Consider the following 21,817-nt stretch of genomic DNA (forward strand, 5'->3'; position numbering starts at 1 on the left):
TTCTCTCTTCAACGTCAGCAAAGTCATCAGGCTACCTCACACAGGGCCGTCGGATCGATGGAAAGCGCCAGACGCTGACCGTCGGGATGCAGATCCGCCGCCGAGCGGTTGAGCACGTCCACCACCAGTTCCACACCGCGCGCTTCGACCCGATAGCGGATCACGTTACCGAGCAGGCTGTGGCTGCGGATCTGCGCATCGAGTTCGCCATTGAGGCTCAGTTCGATGGCTTCCGGGCGAATCGCGATGCGGTGGTTGATCGGCCGTTGCAACAACTTCGAGGCGCTGTCGGCGTCAAGCAAGTTGTAGTTGCCGATGAAGCCTGCGGCGAATATGTCCACTGGTGCGGTGTAGAGGGTTTCGGCATCGCCGCTCTGCACGATCTTCCCTTGGTTCATCAGGAAAATCCGGTCGGACATGGTCAATGCTTCTTCCTGATCGTGGGTGACGAAAATCGTGGTCAGGCCGAGTTCGCGCTGGATCTGCCGGATCTGTTCACGCAGGTGTTTGCGGATACGCGCATCCAGCGCCGACAGCGGTTCATCCAGCAGCAACAGGCGTGGGCGAGTCACCAGCGAGCGGGCGAGGGCAACGCGTTGACACTGGCCGCCGGAGAGCTGATGCGGATAACGACTGGCGAAGTCGTTGAGCTCAACCAGTTTCAGCACCTCGGCGACACGCTTGTGGCTGTCGTCGGCATTGACCTTCTGCATGCGCAGGCCGAAGGCAACGTTTTGTTCGACGGTCATGTTGGGGAACAGCGCGTAGCTCTGGAACACCATGCCGATCCCGCGTTTCTGCGGGCTCAGCGGCACGATGTCGACGCCATCAAGCAGGATCTTGCCGCCATCCACCGGCGTCAGGCCGGCAATGCAGCGCAGCAGGGTGGACTTGCCGCAACCCGACGGGCCAAGCAGGGTGACGAATTCGCCCTTGTTGATTTCGCAGTTGATGTCGCTGAACACGGTCGTGCCCGCGTAGTTTTTCTGCAGGTGTTGGACGCTGACATAGCTCATTCGCTTTTGTCCTTGTTCAAGATGTTGGCGATCCAGGTCAGGACCAGCACGAAAAAGAAGTACGAGATCACCAGCGCACTGGTGAAGTGGCCGCTGCTGTTGCGCATGTTGTTCAGGTACACCTGCAGGGTTTCGTAGCGCGTGCCGACGAGGATGTTGGCGAACACGAACTCACCGAACAGGAACGAGAACGACAGCAGCAACGCGACCATCAGGCCCTTGCGCAGGTTTGGCAGCACCACCAGAAATGCCGCCTGAAAGGTGCTGGCGCCGAGCAGTTGCGCGGCGTCCATCAGGTCGCGCAGGTTGATCGCCTGCAGGTTGTTGGTGATCGCCCGGTACATGAACGGTAGCGCCACGGTGAAGTAGCAACCGATCAGAATCCACGGTGTGCCGACCATCGCCAGCGGCCCGGAACCGTACAGTTGCAACAGACCCACCGACGACACCACCGGCGGCACCGCGAAGGGCAGCAGGATCAGGATGTTCATCAGCGCATCGAGTTTCGGGAAGTGGTAATGCACCACGAACAGCAGGGGCAGGATCAGCACCACTGACAGCACCAGCGCACCGACGCACACCAGCAGCGACTGGCCGAAGGCGTGCAGGAAGCGCGGATCGCTCCACAACTGGAGGTACCACTTGAAGGTGAAACCGCTGGGCAGGATGGTCGCCGACCAACTGCTGGCAATCGAGTAGATCAGCGTGCCCACCAGCGGCAGCAGCAGAATCGCGAACAGCAGATAAACCACGACGCGGTGGTAGACGCCGGCCGGGCCGGATTCAGCGCGAGACATGGTAGCTCCTCTTCAACAGCAGTTGATGCACGACGGTGACGATGGTCATCAACGCCACCAGCACCACAGCCAGGGCACTGGCGAGATTCGGATCGAGGGAAATATCCCCGGAAACCATTGCCGCGATGCGGATCGGCAGCACGTTGAAGTTGCCGGTGGTCAAGGCGTACACCGTGGCGTAGGCGCCGAGGGCGTTGGCCAGCAGGATCACGAAAGTGCCGAGCAGGGCCGGGGTCAGCACCGGCAGACCGATGTGGCGCCAGAACTGCCAGCCGTTGGCGCCGAGCAGCGCGGCGGATTCGCGCCAGTCTTCACGCAAGGCGTCGAACGCCGGGTACAGCAGCAGCACGCCGAGGGGAATCTGGAAGTAGGTGTAGAGGATGATCAGACCGGTTTTCGAGTACAGGTTGAAGTCCTGAATGATCCCGGCCTGCTTGAGCATGATCGTGATGCTGCCGTTGAAGCCGAGCAGGATGATGAATGCGAAGGCCAGCGGTACACCGGCGAAGTTGCTGGTCATGTTGGCGAAGGCATTCACGAAGTTGCGCAGCTTCGAGTCGACCCGGCGCAATGAATACGCCCCGAGCACGGCGATGATGATGCCGAACACACTGGACCAGAAACTGATCTCCAGGCTGTACTGGATCGCCTGCAGATAGAACTTCGAACTGAAGATCTTGCTGAAGTTGGCAAAGCCCCAGCCGAACTCTTCCGACTGCAGGCTGTTGATCATCACCCAGACCAGCGGGGCGATTTCGAACACGATAAAGAACAGCGCGAACGGCACCAGACACAGGGCCGCCAGCCATTTGCCGCGAGTCATGGCGTTCACTTGAGCAGCTCCCGGCACACAGGTTTGTCGTGGGGCACGCCGAGCAGTTCGCAGACGGTGCCACAGATCTCGGTCTGCTTCGGCGCGGCGTCAGCGTTGAGGCTGAAGGCGTTGCCGAGGACGAACAGCGGCACCTGGCGTTCTTCCGGCAGCAAGCCGTTGTGCGAGCGGTCGTTGTTCATGCCGTGATCGGCAGTCACCAGCACTTGATAACCGGCGTCGAGCCAGCCTTGCAGGTAATCGGCGAGGATGATGTCCGCTGAGCGCGCGCTGTTGCGGTATTGCGCGGAGTCGAGGCCGTGCTTGTGCCCGGCGTCGTCGATGTTCATCGGGTGGATCAACAAGAAATTCGGCGCATGGCGCAGGCGCAGGCTTTCCGCGTCGGCGAACAGGTGCGAATCCGGGTAGTGATCGTTCCAGTAGAAGTGCCCGTGCTGGATCGGTAGCGCTGGATCGTCGGTATGCCGGTCGCGGGCCGCTACGAACGGCGAGCGGTTGTACAGCTCGCTGACCCAGTGATAAGCCGCTGCGGCGGTTTTCAGGCCGGCGTCGCGGGCGTAGTGATAGATGCTGCGCTGATTGGACAGGCGCGCAACGTTGTTGTGGACGATGCCGCTGTCGATCGGCGGCACGCCGGTAAGGATGCATTCGTAAAGCGGTCGGGACAGGGCCGGCAACTCGCACTCCAATTGATAGAGCGCGGCGCGTCCTGCGCCAACGTAAGCCTGCAGATGCCCCATGGCGTGACGCGCGACCTCATGGCTGAGGCCGTCGAGCACGACAAGGATGACGTTGTGCTTCATAGGGGCAAAAACTCCGCTAAACAGGAAATTTCAGATTCAACCTGGATCCCCTGTGGGAGCGGGCTTGCTCGCGAAGGCGGAGTGTCAGTCGATAGATGCTTGACTGATCCACCGCCTTCGCGAGCAAGCCCGCTCCCACATTTGGATCTCCAATGGATCCCGAGTCGGGATCTACAGGATTACTTCATCTCGACGATGACTTCTTCGTTCCACTTCTGCGGCAGGGCCTTGGAGGTTTTTTCCCAGGCGTCGGCGTCCTTGATCGGCGTGACCTTCTTGTACTGCTCGTTCGGCAGCAGCTTGGCCTTCACGTCTTCCGGCAGTTGCAGGTGTTCGGCGCGGATCGGACGAGCATTGCCGCGAGCGAGGTTGGTCTGGCCGGCGTCGCTGAAGATGTATTCGCGGGTCAGCTTGGCGGCGTTCGGGTTTTTCGCGTACTTGTTGATGATGGTGGTGTAGCCGGAAATCACCGAGCCATCCGACGGGATCAGCACCACGTAGTCATCCGGGTTGGCCATCTTGGCCTTGTAGCTCAGGCCGTTGAAGTCCCAGACCACGCCGACTTCGATCTCGCCTTTTTCCATGGTGGCGATGGTCGGGTTGGCCATCGACAGGCGACCTTGCTTGGCGATGTCTGCAAACAGCAGCAGGGCCGGCTGGATGTTTTTCTCGTCGCCACCGTTGGCCAGGGCAGCGGCCAGTACGCCGTTGGCGGCTTGCGCAGCGGTGCTTACGTCACCAATGGAAACCTTGTATTTGCCGCCCTTGAGGTCAGCCCATTTGGTCGGGACTTCGGAGCCGTGCAGCAGCTTCTTGTTGACGATGAAGGCGATGGTGCCGGTGTAGGCCAGTGCCCAGTTGCCGTCCTTGTCCTTGGCCCAGTCCGGGACTTGATCCCAGGTGCTTGGTTTGTACGGTTGCACCACGCCCTGCTTGACCGCGATCGGGCCGAAGGCCGCGCCGACGTCGCCGATGTCGGCAGTGGCATTGTCTTTTTCCGCGGCGAACTTGGCGATTTCCTGGGCCGAGCTCATGTCGGTGTCGATGTGTTTCAGGCCATAGGTCTTGGCCAGGTCTTCCCAGGTGCCTTTCCAGTTGGCCCAGTCATCGGGCATGCCGACGCTGTTGACGGCGCCTTCCGCTTTCGCAGCGGCTTCGAGGGTTTTCAGATCGGTACCCGCCGCCATGGCGGAGGTGCACATTGCAATGGTCGAGCCTAACAGTGTTGCCAGGAAAAGCTGTTTCATTCCGAAGCTCCTTGGTCGTGTTCAACGCTGCGATTGCGGTTTGTGTTGGTCTAGGTCAGCAATACCTGAGCCAATTTAAGGGGGCTGGATGACACTTTGATGTCGGCGGTCGCCCGGCAGGCCTTTTATTGGCCCGGTTTCGGCGCTTGCCCGGTAAGCGTAGACCAAGGTCAAAGCCCCGGCGGACAAGGCACTTGGCCGATGTATTGCAAGTCATGAGGGCGACCGTCGGGCGGGTTTGTCATCTCTCGGTCATCTGCACTGCCTAGGCTTGCAATACAAGGAAACGGCTTGCAGGCCGTACGGTTTTTGCCCCGAAACAGTGCTGGTCTAGTCCAGATAGGTAACGTTGATGCGCGATGAGGCAACAAAAGCGGTGACAGCGATTGGTCAGGTGCTGCAGGAGCAACTTGATCACGGCCTGCTCGCGCCCGGGAGCAAGTTGCCGGCCGAGCGCAAGCTCAGTGAGTTGTTCGGCACCACGCGCATTACTGTGCGTGAGGCCTTGTTGCAGTTGGAGGCGCAGGGGCAGATCTATCGCGAGGAGCGCCGTGGCTGGTTCGTTTCGCCGCCACGTCTGGCGTACAACCTGATGCAGCGCAGTCATTTTCACGCGATGGTCAGTGCGCAGGGGCGGGTGCCGTCGACCGAGGTGATTTCGGCGCGGTTGCAGCCGGCGTCGGTGGCGGTGTGTGCGTTGTTGCAGTTGCCTGCTTTGTCGAGCGTGATTCAGATTTGCCGGTCGCGGCGGATTGACGGGCGGCTGGTTTTGTATGTGGAGCACTATCTGAATCCGCAGTATTTTCCGGGGATTCTGGGATTTGATTTGAATCAGTCGATGACCGAGCTTTATGCGCGGCATTACGATTTGCACTATGGGCGGGTGCGGTTCGAGATTGTGCCGACGTCGTTGTCGGTGGATGCGGCGGCGGCTTTGCGGGTTTCTGTCGGGAGTCCGGGGTTACGGATTGCTCGGGTCAATTATGATCAGCATGAGCGGTTGATTGATTGTGATCTGGAGTTTTGGCGGCATGATGCGATTCACGTTGGTGTAGATGTTGTTTGACCTTGGCGGCCTTTGGGCCGACCAGGTTCTTGGGGTTTTGGGTGTATATCCGTTGCTTCGGGTGTTGCCACTGGCGGTTTCGCTTTTACAGCGAGTCCCTTTGGCAAACGCCCCAAAGGAACCAAAGGTCTGTGCCCTGACGTTCGGCCCGCTCGCTAAAGCTCGGGGTTCCTTCGCTCCGGGATCGATCCGGGCGCATCGCCTCCGGTTTGCTTCGCTGCACCTCCTCTCGATGTGTTCGACTTCGTCGAACGGTCGCTTCGCTCCCCCCCCCGGATCAATCCCTCCGCTCAGCCTGCCGACGGGCCGGTGAGTCAAGATCAAGAGCTTTCGGCGAGCTGACACTCGGCCATTGAGTGGTGAAGAGCCTGCGGTCGGCTTTTGCTTTGCTGTAGGGGTGAGCCTGCTCGCGATGGCGGCCTGAAAGCCGACCAATCACCAACTGCCTGCACTCAATCCAACTGTGGGAGCTGGCCTGCCAGTGGTGGTGACCTCCCAGCCGACCAACTCCAACAGCCCCCACCCAATCCACTGTGGGAGCGAGCTTGCTCGCGAAGGCGGCCTGACAGCCGACCAATCTCCAACTGCCTGCACCCAATCCCACTGTGGGAGCTGGCTTGCCAGCGATGGCGGCCTGACAGCCGACCAATCTCCAACTGCCTGCACCCAATCTCTCTGTGGGAGCTGGCCTGCCAGTGATGGTGACCTCCCAGCCGATCAATCTCCAACTGCCTGCACCCAATCCCACTGTGGGAGCTGGCTTGCCAGCGAAGGCGGCCTGACAGCCGACCAATCTCCAACAGCCCACACCCAATCCACTGTGGGAGCGAGCTTGCTCGCGAAGTCGCCCGCACAATAATCACCCCATCTCTATCTGGCCAGCTGAGCATTCCCATACAAATAATCCGTCGCCAACGACGCCATCGTCCTCACCCCAACCACCAGCGCCGACTCATCCACAAAGAATCCCGGATTGTGATTCGGCGCCGCCTTGCTCATGTCCTGATCCCGTGGTGTCACCCCGAGAAACACAAATAACCCCGGCACTTCCTTGGCGAAGAACGAGAAGTCTTCCGCGCCGCCCACCAGCGGTGCGTTGACCACGTCATCCTTGGCTGCCCACTTCAACGTCGGCAGCATTTTTTCCGTCAGTGCCGGGTTGTTGATTGTGGGGTCGTATTTTTCGATGATGGTGACGTCGGCTTTCGCGCCGCCGCTTTCGGCGATTTTTTCGATGGTCTGGCGTACGTCGGCGTGGAGTTTCTGGCGGATGCCGTAGTCGTAGGAGCGGATGGTGCCGCTCATGTCCACGGACTCGGGAATGATGTTGTAGCGGGTGCCGCCGTTGATGGTGCCGATGCTGACCACCGACGGGTAGGACGAAATGTCGGTGCGGCGGCTGACCACGGTTTGCAGGCCGACGATGGTTTGTGCGCCGACGGTGATTGGGTCGATGCCGTCCCACGGGCGGCCGGCGTGGGTCTGTTTGCCGAGGATTTTGATGCGCAGGTCGTCGGAGCTGGCCAGAGTGGCGCCGGGGCGGTAGGCGATCTGGCCGGCGGGGACGCCGGCCCAGACGTGCAGGCCGAAGACGGCGTCGGGTTTGGGGGATTTCATCACGCCTTCCTGCACCATCATTTTCGCGCCCCAAGTGTTTTTGCCGTCGGGGATGAAGTCGCTCGGGCCTTCTTCGGCGGGCTGGAAGTAGAAGACCACGGTGCCGGGCAGGGTGTCGCGCATGCCCGTAAGAATTTTCGCCGTGCTCAACAGGATCGCGGTGTGGGCGTCGTGGCCGCATGCGTGCATCACGTCGACTTCTTTGTCCAGATAAGTGCCTTTGGCTTTCGAGGCGAAGGGCAGGTCGGCGACTTCCTTGACCGGTAGCGCGTCCATGTCGGCGCGCAGGGCCACGGTCGGGCCGGGCAGGGCGCCCTTGAGGATGGCGACCACGCCGGTGCGGGCGACGTTGGTTTTGACTTCCAGGCCCATGGCCTTCAGTTGCCTGGCGACCAGTTCCGCGGTGCGTTTCTCGGTGTTGCCCAGTTCCGGATGCGCGTGGATGTCGCGGCGGGTTTCCAGCAGTTGCGGTTCAAGTGCCTTGGCTTGCGTGGCGATCTGTTCGCGGGTGCTGTCCAGGGTGGCGGCGCTGGCGGTGCCGGCCAGCAGGGTGAGCAGAACGGTCTGGGCGATACGTGTCAGCTGCATCGGGTGTCTCCATGGTTTTTGTTTTTCTGGCTTCCCTGCCTGTGACCCGAGTGTCTGCGCGAAGTGCTATTCCTTCGGCTGGCCACCGCCGGCAGTGATGACCTGCACGCTCATGCGTGGCGTCGCCAGATCGAGGCCGGCTTCGTCCAGATGGCGCTTGAGCGACAGGTTGAACGCTCGGGAAACTTCCCATTGTTTGATCGGCGCAGTCTTGAACCGGGCGCGCAGAATCGCGCTGCCGGATTCGAAACTTTCCACGCCCTGAATCTCCAGCGGCGACCAGATGTTGCGGCGTTGCAGCGGGTCGGTGCGCATTTTCTGGCCGACTTCGCGCATCAGTTTGATCGCATCGTCGATTTCCATGTTGTACGGCACCGCCACCCGGAAGATCGCGTAGCCGAATTCCCGGGAGTAGTTCTTGATGCTTTTGATTTCGCTGAACGGGATGGTGTGGACGATGCCATCGATGTCGCGCAGGCGCACGGTGCGGATGGTCAGGCCTTCGACGGTGCCGAGGTGGCCGCCGACGTCCACGTAGTCGTCGATCGCCAGCGAGTCTTCGATGATGATGAACAGGCCGGTGATCAGGTCCGCCACCAGCGACTGCGCACCGAAACCGATGGCCAGACCGATCACACCGGCACCGGCCAGCAGTGGCGTGACGTTCATGCCCATGTTTGCCAGGGCGACGATCAGCGCAATGATGAAAATCGCCACGAACAGCACGTTGCGGATCAGCGGCATCATCGTTTGTGCGCGGGCATTCGCCAGGCCTTTGCGCGAGCGGGTGAGGGCGTGGTGCACGGCGGTGTCGGCGAGGATCCAGATCAGCCAGGAGAAAATCAGCGTGCCGATCAGGCTGAACAGTTTGACGCTGACGTCATGCCCTTCGCCCTCGGCAAAGCCGATCAGCGATTTGCCCCATACGCGCAGGCCGAGCTCGATGAAGATCAGCCACACCAGCAGGTGGGCGAGGGTGTAGAAGAAGCTTTTCAGGCGTTCCGAGTACAACGCGTGACGCTTGGGCCCGCGCTGCGGTTTGAGTGAATGACGGCGCACGAGGCCGTTGATCACCATGCACATCACCAGCAGCACCGTGCAGATCAGCGACTGGCGCAGGGCAGTGCTGGTGTCGCCGGCGGAGACGAAGGTGGCGAACAGCGAGATCCCGACCAGCACCAGAGCCGGCACGTACCAGAAGGTGCCGAGGATATCGATGGTGTCGCTGAGGGCGCGGCGGGTCAGGCGGCGGGACAACGGCTGGTTGCGGATCAGGTGCGCGATCGGCCGGCGGAAACGCAGGATGAACAGCCCGGTGAACAGCGCCGCGAGCACGTTGGTGATGGTCGCGGTGGTGTGCGCCAGGTGCACGCCGAGGCCTTCGACCAGGCGCGGGTCACTCAGCGCTTCACCGAATGCGGCGAAGCTGCCGATCAGCCACAACGGACGGAACGCCTGATGCCGCAGGATGTACAACGCCCGGTGCCGGTGCGGGCCGTCGAGCAGCGAGAAAGCGATCACGCAGATCGCCGAGAAACAGGTGCCGACCACCAGCGCATAAGCCAGCACCATCGCCAGGCTTTTACCCAATGACGACGGCAGCGCGTAGCTCATGTAAACGGTGATGACCAATGCAATCAACCACGGCCCGAGCTTGCGCAGGGCGAAGCGCAGCATGTCGAGGGCCTTGGGATGCTGCGGCAGTTCTTCGGTCAGGCCGAAGCGCATGCGCACCCGGTGACCGAGCCAGATCAGCGCGGCGGCGAGCAGGCTCCAGACCATCAGGATCACCGCGAAGCCGAAGATGATCGGCAGCCATTCGCTGGCCGGCAACATCAGGTTGTCGAGTTCGTCCCTGGCCAGATCGAACTCGTCGGACCAGCGGGTCAGCGGGCTGTCGTCACCGGAGAACTGTTTCTCGAAGCTGGCCAGGGTGCCGCCGATCAGGCCCAGCACGCCTTCTTCCGGTGAAGCCTGGGCTTTCTTGGTGGCGTCGCGCAGCTTTTTCAGATCGCTCAGCAATTGCGCGCGTTGCTTGTCGTTTTCCAGCGACTTGATGACTTCATCCAGCGACTGGCCCAGCGGCTCTTGCGCCTCCGGCTGCGTCTTGGTGGTGTTCAGCAGCCCCGGCTGACCGACCGCCTGGGCAGGGGCCGACGGCAGCAGCGTCATCAGGCAGACAAGGAGCAGGCAGGGCAGAGCAAACAGACGAGCGAACACTAGGCGGTCAACCTCGCAAAGGGGCGAATTGAGCGAGTGTACGAGGCAGCCAGAATCAATGCGAGCCGGGCGCGGATTTATTCGTTGAGTTTGGCGAGGATCTTGTAGACCACGGTCGCCAGGATCATCAGCATGCCGACCCACATGGCAAACACACCGGCGTTCTTGTCGCGGAAGTTGAAGCCGATCGCCAGCAGAATCATCCCGGACAGAATCGGAATGAGCATGGCATGGAAGGAGGACATCGAAATCATGGTGACTGCCTTGTCGAAGGGGATGATTTAAGTCTAGGTCGCTTTTGGCGGAGCGGTTCTGATGTGTATCAGAATTGAGTCAGTCCAATGATGAAATTGTGTTGTCTGGACTACCGCTTTCGCGAGCAGGCTCGCTCCCACCCTGGAATGCATTCCAAACTGTGGGAGCGAGCCTGCTTGCGAAGCTTTTAAGGCAACTCGCGGCTGGCGTAGAACGCGCTCAGCACTTTGACCAGGTGCGCCAGATCGTGGCTGCCGCACAGTTCGCGGATCGAGTGCATGGCGAAGGTCGGCAGGCCGATGTCGACGGTGCGCACGCCCAGGTGGCTGGCGGTGATCGGGCCGATGGTCGAGCCGCAGCCCATGTCGCTGCGCACCACGAAGCTCTGCACCGGCACTTCTTCGGCCATGCACAGGTGGCGGAAGAACCCGGCGGTTTCGCTGTTGGTGGCGTAGCGCTGGTTGCTGTTGACCTTGATCACAGGGCCGGCATTGAGTTTCGGACCGTGGTTGGCGTCGTGCTTCTCGGCGTAGTTCGGGTGCACGCCGTGGGCGTTGTCGGCCGAGACCAGCAGCGATTTCTGGATGGTGCGGACGAACTCGTCACCTTCCGGCAGCAGGCGGCGCAGGGTCTGTTCGAGCATCGGGCCATCGGCACCGCACGCCGAGCAGGAGCCGACTTCTTCGTGGTCGTTGCACACCAGCACGCAGGTTTCTTCGGTGTCGGCAGTGAGCAGGGCTTGCAGGCCGGCGTAGCACGACAGCAGGTTGTCCAGGCGCGCACCGGCGATGAAGTCGCCATGCAGGCCGATGACCGCCGCGCTCTGGGTGTCGTAGAAGCTCAGCTCGTAATCCAGCACCACGTCGGCGTTCAGGCCATGTTCGCGGGCCAGTTGATCAGTCAGCACGGCGCGGAAGTCGACGCGTTCGTCGCCGGCGAATTGCGCGAGGATCGGCGGCAGCTCGGTCTGCGCGTTGATCGCCCAGCCTTGATTGGCTTCACGGTTCAGGTGGATGGCCAGGTTGGGAATGATCGCGATCGGTGCCTTGAAGTCGATCAACTGGCTTTCGACCTTGCCGTCGCGACGGAAGGTGACGCGCCCGGCCAGCGACAGGTCGCGGTCAAACCACGGCGCCAGCAGCGCGCCGCCGTAGACTTCAACGCCCAGTTGCCAGAAGCCCTGACGTTGCAGTTCCGGTTGCGGCTTGACCCGCAGACACGGGCTGTCGGTGTGGGCGCCGACCAGACGGATCCCGTCGTGCAGTGGCGAGTTGCGGCCCATTTTGATCGCGACGATCGAGGAGTCGTTACGGGTGACGTAGTAGCGGCCGTTGGCCTCGGTAGTCCACGGCTCGCGCTCGTCGAGGCGCACGTAACCGGCGGCCTCCAGACGCTGAACAAGGCTGGCGGTGGCGTGGAACGGGGTAGGGGAGGCCTTGAGGAAGTCGATCAGGCCTTGGTTCAACTCTTCGCGCATAAGAAGCTCCAGACAGCAATGGGCGCGAGTTTAACGCATCGGCCCGGGAATTGAATCCGGGCAGGATCGGGGTGGGAGCGGGCTTGCTCGCGAAAGCGGTGGGTCAGATGCAGATTTTTGGATGACACACCGCTTTCGCGAGCAAGCCCGCTCCCACAGGGAGTAATGTGGATCAGCGGGCGGCTACGCGTTTTTTCAAATAGTTCATGATGACTTTTTCATCTTCCGGTTTATCCGGACGCGGCAGCTGTTGCGGCCAGGACTTCTGGCTCAGCAGTTTTTTCTGCTGGCTCTCGTCCCAACGCAGAATTTCCCGCGAGGCGCATTCCCACCATTCGTGTCGGCAAACGCTGTAGTACGGATCTTCCGGCGCGGCGCTGCCGTACAGCAGATCACGACCGACCTTGCGCAGGGCACCTTTCTGGTGGCGCAGCTTCCATTTGATTTTCAATCGGCGCCAGGCCGAGGGGAACGGTTTGACCCGTGGCACATCGCTGCACAGATCCACCAGGCGCTGGCTGAACTGCTCGCCGTGCTGGGAGAAGAAGTACGTCTGCATCGCGTGGAAGAAACGTTTTTCCGCGAAGTAGTGGTAGACGTGTTTGCGCGCTTCCACCACCTGACGCTCGCGCATGGCATACGACAGGGCGATCTGTTCGATGGTGTGGATTTCGAAGCCGCCGAGTGTCCACTCATCAATCAGGCGGATCGACTCTTCGAACAGCGCTGAGTCGCTGTCGGTCACGCCGCACAAGCCGCTGTTGTAGAGCTTGAAACCGTTATCCGGCGTCACGCCGTGGCTGCGCAGGTCGCGACCGAGTTTTTGATAGTCGGGACGCTGGTGCACATCTTTCCAGTCGTACTCGAAGCGATCCATCACCGAGCGATTCGGCTCGATGAATTTGAACAGTTGGCTCGGGTGGCGGGTGAACAGGGTGTCGGTGTCGACGAACAGGGTTTTTTCCGCCCACTTCATTCCCGCGGCGATGGCGCAGGCCTTGCGGCGATGGTGATAGCCGTGGGTGCCTTGCCAGCGGGTCAGGGTCGCTTCGTCCAGCAACACCGTGTCGACCGGCCAGCCCGCATAGTCATCGGGGCGATCGGTGAGAATGCGGATCGCCGGTCGCTCGCCGTTTTTAGCCTGGGACAGGACGGTCAGGATGCTGAACTTGGCTTCGCGCCGGTACACATCCTGATTGCCGTAAACCAGGTAAAGCAGTTGATGACGAACTTTCGTGAGGGGGGTTACCAGGGAATCAATACAACTCATCCGAAAACAGAATCCTTGTCCAAATAAACAGCACTGCCACTCAGGCAGCGCTCAAAACGGTGCCGGGCATTCGAAGCGCAAACGCTCGCCGGTTTGCGGGTGGGTGAAGCTCAGCATGCTGGCGTGCAGGCACAGACGCGGCCAGGCCGCCAAGGCCTGCTCATGGGCGTACAGCCCGTCGCCCAACAGCGGGTGACCGATGGACAGCATGTGCACACGCAACTGGTGCGAGCGACCGGTGATCGGCGTCAGTTCGACGCGGCACCAGTCGCCGCAACGTTCCAGTACGCGCCAGAAGGTCAGCGCATGCTTGCCGAATTCGTGGTCGACCACGTGCCGCGGTTTGGTCGGTGGATCGTAGCGCAGCGGCAGGTCGATGCTGCCGCTGTCCAGCTCCGGCTGACCCCAGCAGAGCGCAGTGTAGGCTTTCTCTGTTTCACGATCGTGAAACTGCCGCGACAGTTCGCGGTGAGTATCCGCGTCACGGGCCAGCAGAATGATGCCGGAGGTTTCCCAGTCCAGGCGATGGACGATACGCGCTTCCGGGTAGCCGTTTTCCTGCAGGCGGGTGATCAGGCAGTCCTTGTTGTCGTCGGCGCGACCGGGCACCGAGAGCAGCAACGTCGGTTTGTCGACCACCAGTACGGCGGCGTCCTGATGAATGATGCGGATGTTGGACAACGGCATTAAAACAGCCTCGTAACAAATGCCAACGGCGGCTCAGGGCCATTCCGCGATGGGAATGGCCCTGAGCCGCCGTCGTTCCTGCCGGATCGACTCAGCGATCGGGCAGGGTGATGTTGAGTTCCAGAATCGAGCAACTGCCCTGGCTTTCCAGTGCAACATGTACGTCGTCGTTGCCGATGTTGACGTACTTGCGGATCACGTCGACCAGTTCCTTCTGCAAGGCTGGCAGGTAATCCGGCGTGCTGCGCTGGCCGCGCTCATGCGCCACGATGATCTGTAGACGCTCTTTCGCTACCGAGGCGGTACTTGGCTTTTTGTTGGCACGAAAGAAGTCAAAAAGGTTCATTACCTACCTCCAAACAGGCGCTCGAAGAATCCCTTCTTCGTAACATCGAGGAAACGATGTTCTTTTTCTTTGCCCAGCAGACGATCAACGGCATCGCTGTAGGCCTGACCGGCATCGCTCTGGTCGTCGAGAATCACCGGGACGCCCGAGTTGGAAGCCTTCAGGACCGCCTGCGACTCAGGGATGACGCCCAGCAGGGTCACGGCCAGAATTTCCTTCACGTCTTCGACGCCCAGCATTTCGCCATCGCTGACGCGCTGCGGGTTGTAACGGGTCAGCAGGAGGTGTTCCTTGATCGGCTCTTCGCCGAGTTCGGCACGACGCGATTTGCTGGCCAGCAGGCCGAGCATGCGGTCGGAGTCACGTACCGAGGACACTTCCGGGTTGGTCACGATGATCGCTTCGTCGGCGAAATACATGGCCAGGTGTGCGCCTTTCTCGATGCCTGCCGGGGAGTCGCAGACCACGAAGTCGAAGTCTTCCTTCAACTGCATCAGGACTTTTTCCACGCCTTCCTGGGTCAGCGCGTCTTTGTCGCGGGTCTGGCTGGCGGCCAGCACGTAGAGATTTTCCAGGCGCTTGTCTTTGATCAGGGCCTGCTGCAGGTTGGCTTCGCCGTTGACCACGTTGACGAAGTCGTACACCACGCGACGCTCGCAACCCATGATCAGGTCGAGGTTACGCAGGCCCACGTCGAAGTCGACGATCACTGTTTTGTGGCCGCGCAGAGCGAGGCCGGTACCGATAGCGGCGCTGGTGGTGGTCTTACCCACACCACCCTTGCCGGATGTAACCACGAGAATCTTGGCCAAGGTGTTTCACCCCTAAGGAAGAAGGACTTTTTAGCCCCTGAAAAACATCTCTTGAAAACTACTGCAGTCGGACAGCCTTGGCTGGAATTCGGCGCAAGTCGCAATTGCCGGGGGCAAACGCTGCTTGTTCCTTTTTCCTACTTCGTTTGAGCCGTTTTCGCTACGTTTTAGAGATGCTTGGAAAATGCGGCAGTATCCGTTAAAGCCGAATGATGTTCAACACGTCGGCCGACAGGCTGACCTGGACGCCGGAGCCCCACAGTGGATCGCGGCGCAAATCTTCGGAAACCTTGTAATGCCCGGCGATGGAGATCAGTTCAGCGCTCAATTGCTGACAGAAAATCCGGGCCTTGGTGTCGCCTTTGACGCCGGCCAGTGCGCGACCGCGCATCGGGCCGTATACATGGATGTTGCCATCGGCCAGAAGTTCCGCCCCCGGACTGACCGAGGACACCACCACCAGATCGCCACCCTGGGCATATATCTGTTGGCCACCACGCACTGGCGTGGTGATGACGCGGGTCGGTTTGACCGTCGGCTCCGGCGGCTTTTCCGGCTTCTTTTTGACTTCCGGTTCCGGCGCTTCCAGCGGTCGCTCGCGGGCGCCGGACGGCGGCAGCACCGGGATGTCGATGGCGATGGCGGCAGCGATGTCTTCGATACGGCTGGCGCGGATCGCCAGGGTGCGCAGACCATGCTGGCGGCATACGCGCATCAGGCCGGGCAGATCGACCGCGCCTTCGCCTGGCGGCAGTTTGTCCAGCGCCAGGACCAGCGGTGCATTGCTGAAGAAATTCGGCGCCTGGGCGACTTTGGCGGCCAGTTGCCGATCAAGGCTGTCGAGGTCGTTGCGGGACAGTTCCAGCACCGTGATGGCCAGCATGCTGCCCTTCAACTGGAACACGGGATCTCGGTCTGGCGATTCGTTTTGGCTCATATCGGCATACAACGGCTTGTCACTAAAAGTGCCGAGACTTATAACGAGAACGCCCGCGAGCCGCAAGCCGGGTCGAACGATGTAGAATGCGCGGCCACTGAATTTACGGAAGCTTTAATGGATCGCCCGCGTTTTCGAAGAGCCTTTCTTTCTCCCCGCTTCTGGCCGCTCTGGTGCGGTCTGGGGCTGTTGTGGCTGGTCGTGCAGTTGCCATATGCGGTTTTACTGACGATCGGTCGTGTTTTGGGCGCATTGATGTATCGCGTGGCCGGCGACCGGCGGCGCATCGCCAAGCGCAATCTCGAGCTGTGCTTCCCGGAAAAACCCGCCGCCGAGCGTAAACGCTTGCTCAAGGAAAACTTCGCCTCCACCGGCATCGCGTTTTTTGAAATGGCGATGAGCTGGTGGTGGTCCCGTGAGCGGCTGGCCAAACTGGCCCACGTCGAAGGTCTGGAGCATCTGCAAAAGGCCCAGCGCGAGGGCAAGGGCGTAATCCTCATGGCCGCGCACTTCACCACCCTGGAAATCGGCGCCGCGTTGCTCGGCCAGCAGCACACCATCGATGGCATGTACCGCGAGCACAAAAACCCGTTATTCGACTTCGTCCAGCGTCGGGGCCGTGAGCGGCACAATCTCGATTCGCTGGCGGTGGAGCGTGACGACGTGCGTGGCATGCTCAAGCTGCTGCGTTCGGGCCGGGCGATCTGGTACGCACCGGATCAGGACTATGGCGCCAAGCAAAGCATCTTCGTGCCGCTGTTCGGCATTCAGGCGGCGACCGTGACCGCGACCACCAAGTTCGCCCGCCTGGGCAAGGCGCTGGTGGTGCCGTTCACTCAGGAACGTCTGGCGGATGGCAGCGGTTACCGGCTGGTGATCCATCCGCCGCTGGAAGACTTCCCGGGTGAAACCGAAGAGGCCGACTGCATCCGCATCAACCAGTGGGTGGAAAGTGCGCTGCGCGCCTGCCCTGAGCAATACTTGTGGGCGCATCGCCGCTTCAAGAGTCGTCCACCGGGCGAGCCGAAGCTTTACCCGAAACGGCGCGGCTGATTCACTCACCCTTTCAAGCACCATGGAGCGTTGCGATGAGCCCAGCGGAACCGGTCACAGGTTTGATTCTTTCCGGCGGCGGGGCTCGGGCGGCGTATCAGGTGGGAGTGCTGGCGGCGATTGCCGAATTGCTGCCGCTGGGCGCGGACAATCCGTTTCCGGTGATCGTCGGCACTTCGGCCGGGGCGATCAATGCGGTCAGCCTGGCCAGTGGTGCCACCGATTTTCGCGCGGCGATCGAACGCCTCACCTTGTTCTGGCAGGGCTTTCGCAGTCATCGGGTGTTGCGCAGCGACTGGCCGGGGGTGATCCGTCAGGCCAGCCGCTTTGTCAGTCACAGTCTGCTCGGCATCGGTCGCCAACTGCCGGTGGCGCTGCTCAACAGTTCGCCGCTGCGCGAGCTGCTCAATGAAAAACTGCACATGCCCGGCATCGCCGAATCCATCGCGCGCAAGCAATTGCATGCGGTGGCGGTGACGGCGTTCGGCTACGAGTCGGGCCAGGCGGTGACCTTCTATCAGGGCGGCGGCACGATCGATGCGTGGTTGCGCCATCGGCGGATCGGCGTGCCGGCGCAATTGTCGGTGGACCATCTGCTGGCAAGTTCGGCGATCCCGTTGCTGTTTGCCCCGGTAAAAATCGGTGAGGAATATTTCGGCGACGGTGCGGTACGCCAGTCGGCGCCGATCAGCCCGGCGCTGCACCTGGGTGCGAGTCGGGTGCTGGTGGTGGGCGTCAGCGGCAACCCGCGCGGGTTTGATCCGCAGCAGCCGCTGGAGCGCGCCTACACCGGTCAGCAGCCAACGCTGGCGCAGATTGGCGGACACATGCTCAACAGCACGTTCATTGACAGTCTGGAGAGCGACATCGAGTTGCTGCAGCGTTTGAACCAGTTCAGTCGACTGATGCCCGAGGGCGTGCCGACTCGTGAGTTGGGTGTGGCGCCGGTGGAAGTGCTGGTGATTGCGCCGAGTCAGCCGATCGACGAGATCGCGGCGCGACATCGACAGGAATTGCCGGCGGCATTGCGTCTGTTTTTGCGTGGGCCGGGGGCGACCAAGACCAGTGGGGCAGGGGTGCTGAGTTATCTGCTGTTCGAGGCGGGGTATTGCAGCGAACTGATCGACCTGGGACGGCGCGATGCGTTGGCCAAGCGTGAGGAGTTGTGCCGGTTTCTCGGGATCACCGAGTCGGTGGTTCCAGTCTGAGATTCGCGGTGAAGCCTTCGCGAGCAGGCTCGCTCCCACATTGGAACTCGGTCGAATGTGGGAGCGAGCCTGCTCGCGAAGCTTTTAAGATCAGAAGTGGAACTTCACCAGGAAGCTGGTCACGTTCTGATTGGTGGTGAACGCACGGGTGTCGTCGATCCCGTACTTGTCTTTCCAGTAGTCGTATTCAACACCGACATACAGCTGCTTCTCGCCGAAATTCAGCGCCTTGCCCAGGTCGTATTTGACCTGTGGGTTGAAGTGCAGGTTGGCGTGGTATTCGCCTTTGCTGTTGACGTCGTTGTCGACCACCCAGTCCATGAAACCGTCGATCAGGATGTTCGAGTCGCCAACCGGAATGGTGTAAGACCAGACCGGGGTGATCTGCCAGACGTTGTCACCGGCGCGCGAGCCTTCGGTGTGGCGCTGGTAGAAGTTCAGCTGGAAGTAGTCGAAGCCTGGAATCGCCAGGTCAAAACCCGGGCCGATCAGGTACGACTCGACGTCGCCTTCACCGAACTCGTAAGTCATCGCCAGCAGCACATCCTTGACCGGACCGAATTCGATCTTCTGGTCGAGGATCTTGCCCAGCGACAGGCGTGGGCTGAATTCGCCATAGTAAGTGTTGTTGCCGACGCCGCCATCCGGCTTGCCGTTGTAGAAGATCTTGTCGACGAACAGGAAGTTGTCCCCGTACTTCCAGGCATCGGCGTGCTCGAAGGTGACGGTCTGCTGGATCGCCGGGTTGACCTTGAAGTCTTTGCCGTAGAGGTAGGTCAGGCTGTTGTTCTGCCATTGCAGCAGGCCGTCGGCCATGGCCTCGCCGCCGGCCAGCATCGATCCCGCGAGCATCAGGCTGGTGCACATACGTTTCATTCGGTTGCTCCCAAAGTAGGTGTTCCACGTTTATTTTTTTAAGATCGGCGCTCTGGTGTGGCGCCTTTTTTCGTCGCTGCAAAAGTCATCCGATCGGTCAGCTTCGCTGGTGATAGCAAGAGCTGGGCCAACGCTTTCGAAAAGCAAAAAAACGCCCGTTCGGCTGCTGAAAAACAGTCGATTGCGCGTGTTTTCGGGATGCCTCGGTACTGACCGGGGCCGGGATAAGTTGGCTTGTCGGTCAGGAATTAAATCCGGGCTTTTTTTTAGACCGAATTCAAGAGGCCGCGGAGAATACTGACTCCTCGGCCAGCTCTCAAGTGCCCCGCAACAGAGCACCGACGACAGGTATGGGGCACGGTTGCGGGCCATCTCAGAAGTGCACCTTTACCAGCAGGCTGGCGGTGTTCTGGTTGGTGTCGAGGTTGTGGCTGCTTTCGACGCCGTATTTGTTTTTCCAGTAGCTGTATTCGGTGCCGACGTACAGCTGCTTGTGGCTCCAGCCGAGGGCTTTGCCGAGGTCGTATTTGATCTGCGGATTGATGTGCAGGTTGGCGTGGTAGGTGCCGCGCGAGTTCTGGTCGTTGTCGACGACCCAGTCCAGATAGCCGTCGATCAACAGGTCGGAGTTGCCCAGCGGCACGCTGTAAGACCAGCCCGGGGTGATCTGCCAGACGCCGTCGCCGGGGCGCGGGCCTTCGGTCTGGCGGCGGAAGATGTTCAGGGTCACGTAGTTGAAGCCGGGTACTTTCAGATCGAAGCCGGGGCCGATCAGGTAGGCCTCGCTGTCGCCTTCGCCGTACTCGTACGTCATCGCCAGCAGCACGTCCTTGATCGGGCCAAACTCGATTTTCTGGTCGAAGATCTTGCCGAACGAGAAGCGCGGGGTGAATTCGCCGTAGAAGGTGTGCGGGCCTTTGTTGCGGTCTTCCTGACCGTTGTAGAAGATCTTGTCGACGAACAGGAAGTTGTCGCCGTACTTCCACTTGTCGGCGTGCTCGAACGTCACCGTCTGCTGGATCGACGGGTTGATCGCGAAGTTCTTGCCGTACAGGTAGCTCAGGCTGTTGGTCTGCCACAGCAGTAAATCGCCGGCCATGGCCTGACTCGCGGCCAGCAGGCCGCCACTCAACAGAACGCTGGTTTGCGTGCGAATCATCGGTTGCTCCCTCTTGTTTTTATTGTTGAGGCAGGGTGTTGCACGTCCCCTGTGGGAGCGAGCCTGCTCGCGAAGAGGGCATGTCAGTCGCCATCACTGTTGAATGACACAACGCTTTCGCGAGCAGGCTCGCTCCCACAAGGTTTTGTGGTGACTTGGTTAGTGCTGATGCGCGTGGCAGTCGTTGATCGCTGCGCGTTCGGCGCCGCCGAGGATGTTGAACAGCAGATTCAACGTCAGCGCGCTGAGGGTGGCCATGGCGATGCCGCTGTGGGTGATCGGGCTCATCCACATCGGCAAGTGCGCGAAGAATTCCGGACGCACCACCGGGATCAGACCCATGCCGATGCTCACCGCCACCAGCAGTTGATTGCGCCGGTCGCCGATGTCCGCTTCCTGAAGGATCTTGATCCCGGTCGCAGCGACCATGCCGAACATCGCAATCGCCGCACCGCCCAACACCGCCGGCGGAATCGACGCCACCAGGAATGCGGCTTTCGGCAGCAGGCTGAGCACGATCAGCAGGCCACCGGCAACGATGGTCACCGAGCGGCAGCGCACGCCGGTCATCTGCACCAGGCCGATGTTCTGCGCGAAGGAGGAATGGGTGAACGTGTTGAAGAAACCGGCAGCGAACGACGCGCCGGCATCGCACAGCAGGCCGCGACGCAGCATCCGCGGGCAGACTTCCTGACCGGTGATCTTGCCCAGCGCAAGGAACATCCCGGTGGACTCGACGAAAATGATCACCACCACCAGACACATCGACAGGATCGGCGCCAGTTCGAATTTCGGCATGCCGAAGTGCAGCGGAGTGACGAACTGAACCCACGGCGCGTTGGCCATGCCGCTCAGGTCGACCATGCCGATCGCACCGCAGAGCACGTAGCCCAGGCACATGCCGATCAGCACGGAAATATTCACCCAGAAGCCGCGCATGAAGCGGTGGATCAACAGAATGGTCGCCAGTACCAGAGCGGCGATGGCCAGATAAATCGGTGAACCGAATTGCGCCGCGGCGGCACCGCCACCGGCCCAGTTCACGGCCACGGGGAACAGCGACAAACCGATCGAGGTGATGACTGTGCCTGTCACCAAAGGCGGGAAGAAACGCACGACCTTGGACATGAACGGCGCGATGAGCATGCCGAAGAATCCGGCGGCGATGGTCGCACCGAAGATCCCTTGCAGACCGATACCGGGCATGCCGGCCATGGCGACCATGCTGCCGACCGCCGCGAAACTGGCGCCCATCATCACCGGCATGCGGATACCCATCGGGCCGATACCCAGCGACTGGACGATGGTGGCGATACCGGCGACCAGCAGGTCGGCGTTGATCAGGAAGGCAATTTCTTCACGACTCAGGCCAGCGGCCTGTCCGATGATCAACGGCACCGCGATGGCACCGCCGTACATCAGCAGAACATGTTGCAAACCGACCAGGATCAGTTGCAAAAGGGGCAAACGCTGAATGGCGGGTGCGTCGGGGATGCGCGCTTTGGACAGCTCGGACATGCAACACCTCGGATCTTTTTTATTCTTGTGATT

General features: G+C 60.9%; 20 protein-coding genes. 3 read left to right on the forward strand and 17 right to left on the reverse strand.

All coding sequences use genetic code 11. The features are described from left to right. Nucleotides 1-26 precede the first annotated feature (26 nt). From HDC30_RS07840 to HDC30_RS07860, 5 genes are all read right to left on the reverse strand, one after another. Nucleotides 27-1,016, reverse strand: a complete 990-nt coding sequence (locus HDC30_RS07840; RefSeq protein ID WP_003223124.1) for an ABC transporter ATP-binding protein — start codon at nucleotides 1,014-1,016, stop codon at nucleotides 27-29. Further along, the gene (locus HDC30_RS07845; RefSeq protein ID WP_007965346.1) at nucleotides 1,013-1,813 is read right to left on the reverse strand and encodes an ABC transporter permease; all 801 of its coding nucleotides are present in this window, start codon (nucleotides 1,811-1,813) and stop codon (nucleotides 1,013-1,015) included. The genes HDC30_RS07840 and HDC30_RS07845 overlap by 4 nt, the downstream gene beginning before the upstream one ends. Continuing rightward, nucleotides 1,800-2,636 (reverse strand): ABC transporter permease subunit, encoded by an 837-nt coding sequence (locus HDC30_RS07850; RefSeq protein ID WP_163005303.1) that lies wholly within the window; start codon nucleotides 2,634-2,636, stop codon nucleotides 1,800-1,802. The genes HDC30_RS07845 and HDC30_RS07850 overlap by 14 nt, the downstream gene beginning before the upstream one ends. Nucleotides 2,637-2,641: 5 nt before the next feature. Next, entirely contained in the window at nucleotides 2,642-3,448 is an 807-nt protein-coding gene (locus HDC30_RS07855) for an alkaline phosphatase family protein (protein ID WP_183782080.1), read from the reverse strand. Nucleotides 3,449-3,627: 179 nt separating this feature from the next. Further along, on the reverse strand, nucleotides 3,628-4,695 hold the full coding sequence (locus HDC30_RS07860) for an ABC transporter substrate-binding protein (protein ID WP_027613356.1): 1,068 nt from the start codon (nucleotides 4,693-4,695) through the stop codon (nucleotides 3,628-3,630). 352 nt (nucleotides 4,696-5,047) lie between these two features. On the opposite strand from HDC30_RS07860, the gene HDC30_RS07865 reads away from it, so the two are divergent. After that, a complete protein-coding gene (locus tag HDC30_RS07865) occupies nucleotides 5,048-5,761 on the forward strand; it encodes a UTRA domain-containing protein (protein ID WP_025113378.1) in 714 nt (237 codons plus the stop codon). Between the two features lie 870 nt (nucleotides 5,762-6,631). On the opposite strand, the gene HDC30_RS07870 is transcribed toward HDC30_RS07865, so the two are convergent. From HDC30_RS07870 to minC, 9 genes are all read right to left on the reverse strand, one after another. Continuing rightward, nucleotides 6,632-7,966 (reverse strand): amidohydrolase, encoded by a 1,335-nt coding sequence (locus HDC30_RS07870; RefSeq protein WP_183782083.1) that lies wholly within the window; start codon nucleotides 7,964-7,966, stop codon nucleotides 6,632-6,634. A gap of 66 nt (nucleotides 7,967-8,032) precedes the next feature. After that, nucleotides 8,033-10,186 carry a mechanosensitive ion channel family protein gene (locus HDC30_RS07875; RefSeq protein ID WP_183782086.1) on the reverse strand — a complete coding sequence of 718 codons (2,154 nt, stop codon included), beginning with the start codon at nucleotides 10,184-10,186 and terminating at the stop codon, nucleotides 8,033-8,035. 77 nt (nucleotides 10,187-10,263) lie between these two features. Next, nucleotides 10,264-10,440: a hypothetical protein gene (locus tag HDC30_RS07880; protein WP_007965354.1), complete on the reverse strand. Its 177-nt coding sequence runs from the start codon at nucleotides 10,438-10,440 to the stop codon at nucleotides 10,264-10,266. Nucleotides 10,441-10,628: 188 nt separating this feature from the next. Beyond that, nucleotides 10,629-11,918: a M18 family aminopeptidase gene (locus tag HDC30_RS07885; RefSeq protein ID WP_047598982.1), complete on the reverse strand. Its 1,290-nt coding sequence runs from the start codon at nucleotides 11,916-11,918 to the stop codon at nucleotides 10,629-10,631. Between the two features lie 172 nt (nucleotides 11,919-12,090). Further along, on the reverse strand, nucleotides 12,091-13,188 hold the full coding sequence (locus tag HDC30_RS07890) for a hypothetical protein (RefSeq protein WP_183782088.1): 1,098 nt from the start codon (nucleotides 13,186-13,188) through the stop codon (nucleotides 12,091-12,093). Between the two features lie 51 nt (nucleotides 13,189-13,239). Next, a complete protein-coding gene (locus tag HDC30_RS07895) occupies nucleotides 13,240-13,875 on the reverse strand; it encodes an RluA family pseudouridine synthase (RefSeq protein WP_027613350.1) in 636 nt (211 codons plus the stop codon). 91 nt (nucleotides 13,876-13,966) lie between these two features. After that, the gene (gene minE, locus HDC30_RS07900; RefSeq protein ID WP_003223146.1) at nucleotides 13,967-14,221 is read right to left on the reverse strand and encodes a cell division topological specificity factor MinE; all 255 of its coding nucleotides are present in this window, start codon (nucleotides 14,219-14,221) and stop codon (nucleotides 13,967-13,969) included. Then, nucleotides 14,221-15,033, reverse strand: a complete 813-nt coding sequence (gene minD / locus HDC30_RS07905) for a septum site-determining protein MinD (protein WP_007960626.1) — start codon at nucleotides 15,031-15,033, stop codon at nucleotides 14,221-14,223. The genes minE and minD overlap by 1 nt, the downstream gene beginning before the upstream one ends. Nucleotides 15,034-15,232: 199 nt before the next feature. After that, nucleotides 15,233-15,970, reverse strand: a complete 738-nt coding sequence (gene minC / locus HDC30_RS07910; protein WP_027613349.1) for a septum site-determining protein MinC — start codon at nucleotides 15,968-15,970, stop codon at nucleotides 15,233-15,235. Between the two features lie 117 nt (nucleotides 15,971-16,087). Between minC and HDC30_RS07915 the strand changes: the two genes are divergently transcribed. Together HDC30_RS07915 and HDC30_RS07920 are read left to right on the forward strand one after the other, a co-directional pair. Then, nucleotides 16,088-17,023: a lipid A biosynthesis lauroyl acyltransferase gene (locus tag HDC30_RS07915; protein ID WP_183782091.1), complete on the forward strand. Its 936-nt coding sequence runs from the start codon at nucleotides 16,088-16,090 to the stop codon at nucleotides 17,021-17,023. A gap of 35 nt (nucleotides 17,024-17,058) precedes the next feature. Then, nucleotides 17,059-18,231, forward strand: coding sequence for a patatin-like phospholipase family protein (locus HDC30_RS07920; protein WP_103368928.1), 1,173 nt, complete (start codon nucleotides 17,059-17,061; stop codon nucleotides 18,229-18,231). Between the two features lie 90 nt (nucleotides 18,232-18,321). Here HDC30_RS07920 and HDC30_RS07925 read toward each other — a convergent pair whose 3' ends face one another. The 3 genes from HDC30_RS07925 to HDC30_RS07935 all read right to left on the reverse strand — a co-directional run bounded on the left by HDC30_RS07925 (nucleotide 18,322) and on the right by HDC30_RS07935 (nucleotide 21,784). Further along, the gene (locus HDC30_RS07925; protein WP_027613346.1) at nucleotides 18,322-19,107 is read right to left on the reverse strand and encodes an outer membrane protein OmpK; all 786 of its coding nucleotides are present in this window, start codon (nucleotides 19,105-19,107) and stop codon (nucleotides 18,322-18,324) included. Nucleotides 19,108-19,480: 373 nt separating this feature from the next. Continuing rightward, nucleotides 19,481-20,266 carry an outer membrane protein OmpK gene (locus HDC30_RS07930; protein ID WP_027613345.1) on the reverse strand — a complete coding sequence of 262 codons (786 nt, stop codon included), beginning with the start codon at nucleotides 20,264-20,266 and terminating at the stop codon, nucleotides 19,481-19,483. Nucleotides 20,267-20,425: 159 nt separating this feature from the next. Beyond that, a complete protein-coding gene (locus tag HDC30_RS07935; RefSeq protein ID WP_027613344.1) occupies nucleotides 20,426-21,784 on the reverse strand; it encodes a nucleobase:cation symporter-2 family protein in 1,359 nt (452 codons plus the stop codon). Nucleotides 21,785-21,817: the final 33 nt, after the last annotated feature.

This window comes from Pseudomonas sp. JAI115, assembly GCF_014200835.1.
GTDB lineage: Bacteria > Pseudomonadota > Gammaproteobacteria > Pseudomonadales > Pseudomonadaceae > Aquipseudomonas > Aquipseudomonas putida_A.

What these genes read in the sequence shown, in the direction of transcription:
- HDC30_RS07840 (WP_003223124.1), bottom strand. Translation starts at nt 1,016, where the DNA reads ATGAGCTATGTCAGCGTCCAACACCTGCAGAAAAACTACGCGGGCACG.
- HDC30_RS07845 (WP_007965346.1), bottom strand. Translation starts at nt 1,813, where the DNA reads ATGTCTCGCGCTGAATCCGGCCCGGCCGGCGTCTACCACCGCGTCGTG.
- HDC30_RS07850 (WP_163005303.1), bottom strand. Translation starts at nt 2,636, where the DNA reads ATGACTCGCGGCAAATGGCTGGCGGCCCTGTGTCTGGTGCCGTTCGCG.
- HDC30_RS07855 (WP_183782080.1), bottom strand. Translation starts at nt 3,448, where the DNA reads ATGAAGCACAACGTCATCCTTGTCGTGCTCGACGGCCTCAGCCATGAG.
- HDC30_RS07860 (WP_027613356.1), bottom strand. Translation starts at nt 4,695, where the DNA reads ATGAAACAGCTTTTCCTGGCAACACTGTTAGGCTCGACCATTGCAATG.
- HDC30_RS07865 (WP_025113378.1), top strand. Translation starts at nt 5,048, where the DNA reads ATGCGCGATGAGGCAACAAAAGCGGTGACAGCGATTGGTCAGGTGCTG.
- HDC30_RS07870 (WP_183782083.1), bottom strand. Translation starts at nt 7,966, where the DNA reads ATGCAGCTGACACGTATCGCCCAGACCGTTCTGCTCACCCTGCTGGCC.
- HDC30_RS07880 (WP_007965354.1), bottom strand. Translation starts at nt 10,440, where the DNA reads ATGATTTCGATGTCCTCCTTCCATGCCATGCTCATTCCGATTCTGTCC.
- HDC30_RS07885 (WP_047598982.1), bottom strand. Translation starts at nt 11,918, where the DNA reads ATGCGCGAAGAGTTGAACCAAGGCCTGATCGACTTCCTCAAGGCCTCC.
- HDC30_RS07890 (WP_183782088.1), bottom strand. Translation starts at nt 13,188, where the DNA reads ATGAGTTGTATTGATTCCCTGGTAACCCCCCTCACGAAAGTTCGTCAT.
- HDC30_RS07895 (WP_027613350.1), bottom strand. Translation starts at nt 13,875, where the DNA reads ATGCCGTTGTCCAACATCCGCATCATTCATCAGGACGCCGCCGTACTG.
- minE (WP_003223146.1), bottom strand. Translation starts at nt 14,221, where the DNA reads ATGAACCTTTTTGACTTCTTTCGTGCCAACAAAAAGCCAAGTACCGCC.
- minC (WP_027613349.1), bottom strand. Translation starts at nt 15,970, where the DNA reads ATGAGCCAAAACGAATCGCCAGACCGAGATCCCGTGTTCCAGTTGAAG.
- HDC30_RS07915 (WP_183782091.1), top strand. Translation starts at nt 16,088, where the DNA reads ATGGATCGCCCGCGTTTTCGAAGAGCCTTTCTTTCTCCCCGCTTCTGG.
- HDC30_RS07920 (WP_103368928.1), top strand. Translation starts at nt 17,059, where the DNA reads ATGAGCCCAGCGGAACCGGTCACAGGTTTGATTCTTTCCGGCGGCGGG.
- HDC30_RS07925 (WP_027613346.1), bottom strand. Translation starts at nt 19,107, where the DNA reads ATGAAACGTATGTGCACCAGCCTGATGCTCGCGGGATCGATGCTGGCC.
- HDC30_RS07930 (WP_027613345.1), bottom strand. Translation starts at nt 20,266, where the DNA reads ATGATTCGCACGCAAACCAGCGTTCTGTTGAGTGGCGGCCTGCTGGCC.
- HDC30_RS07935 (WP_027613344.1), bottom strand. Translation starts at nt 21,784, where the DNA reads ATGTCCGAGCTGTCCAAAGCGCGCATCCCCGACGCACCCGCCATTCAG.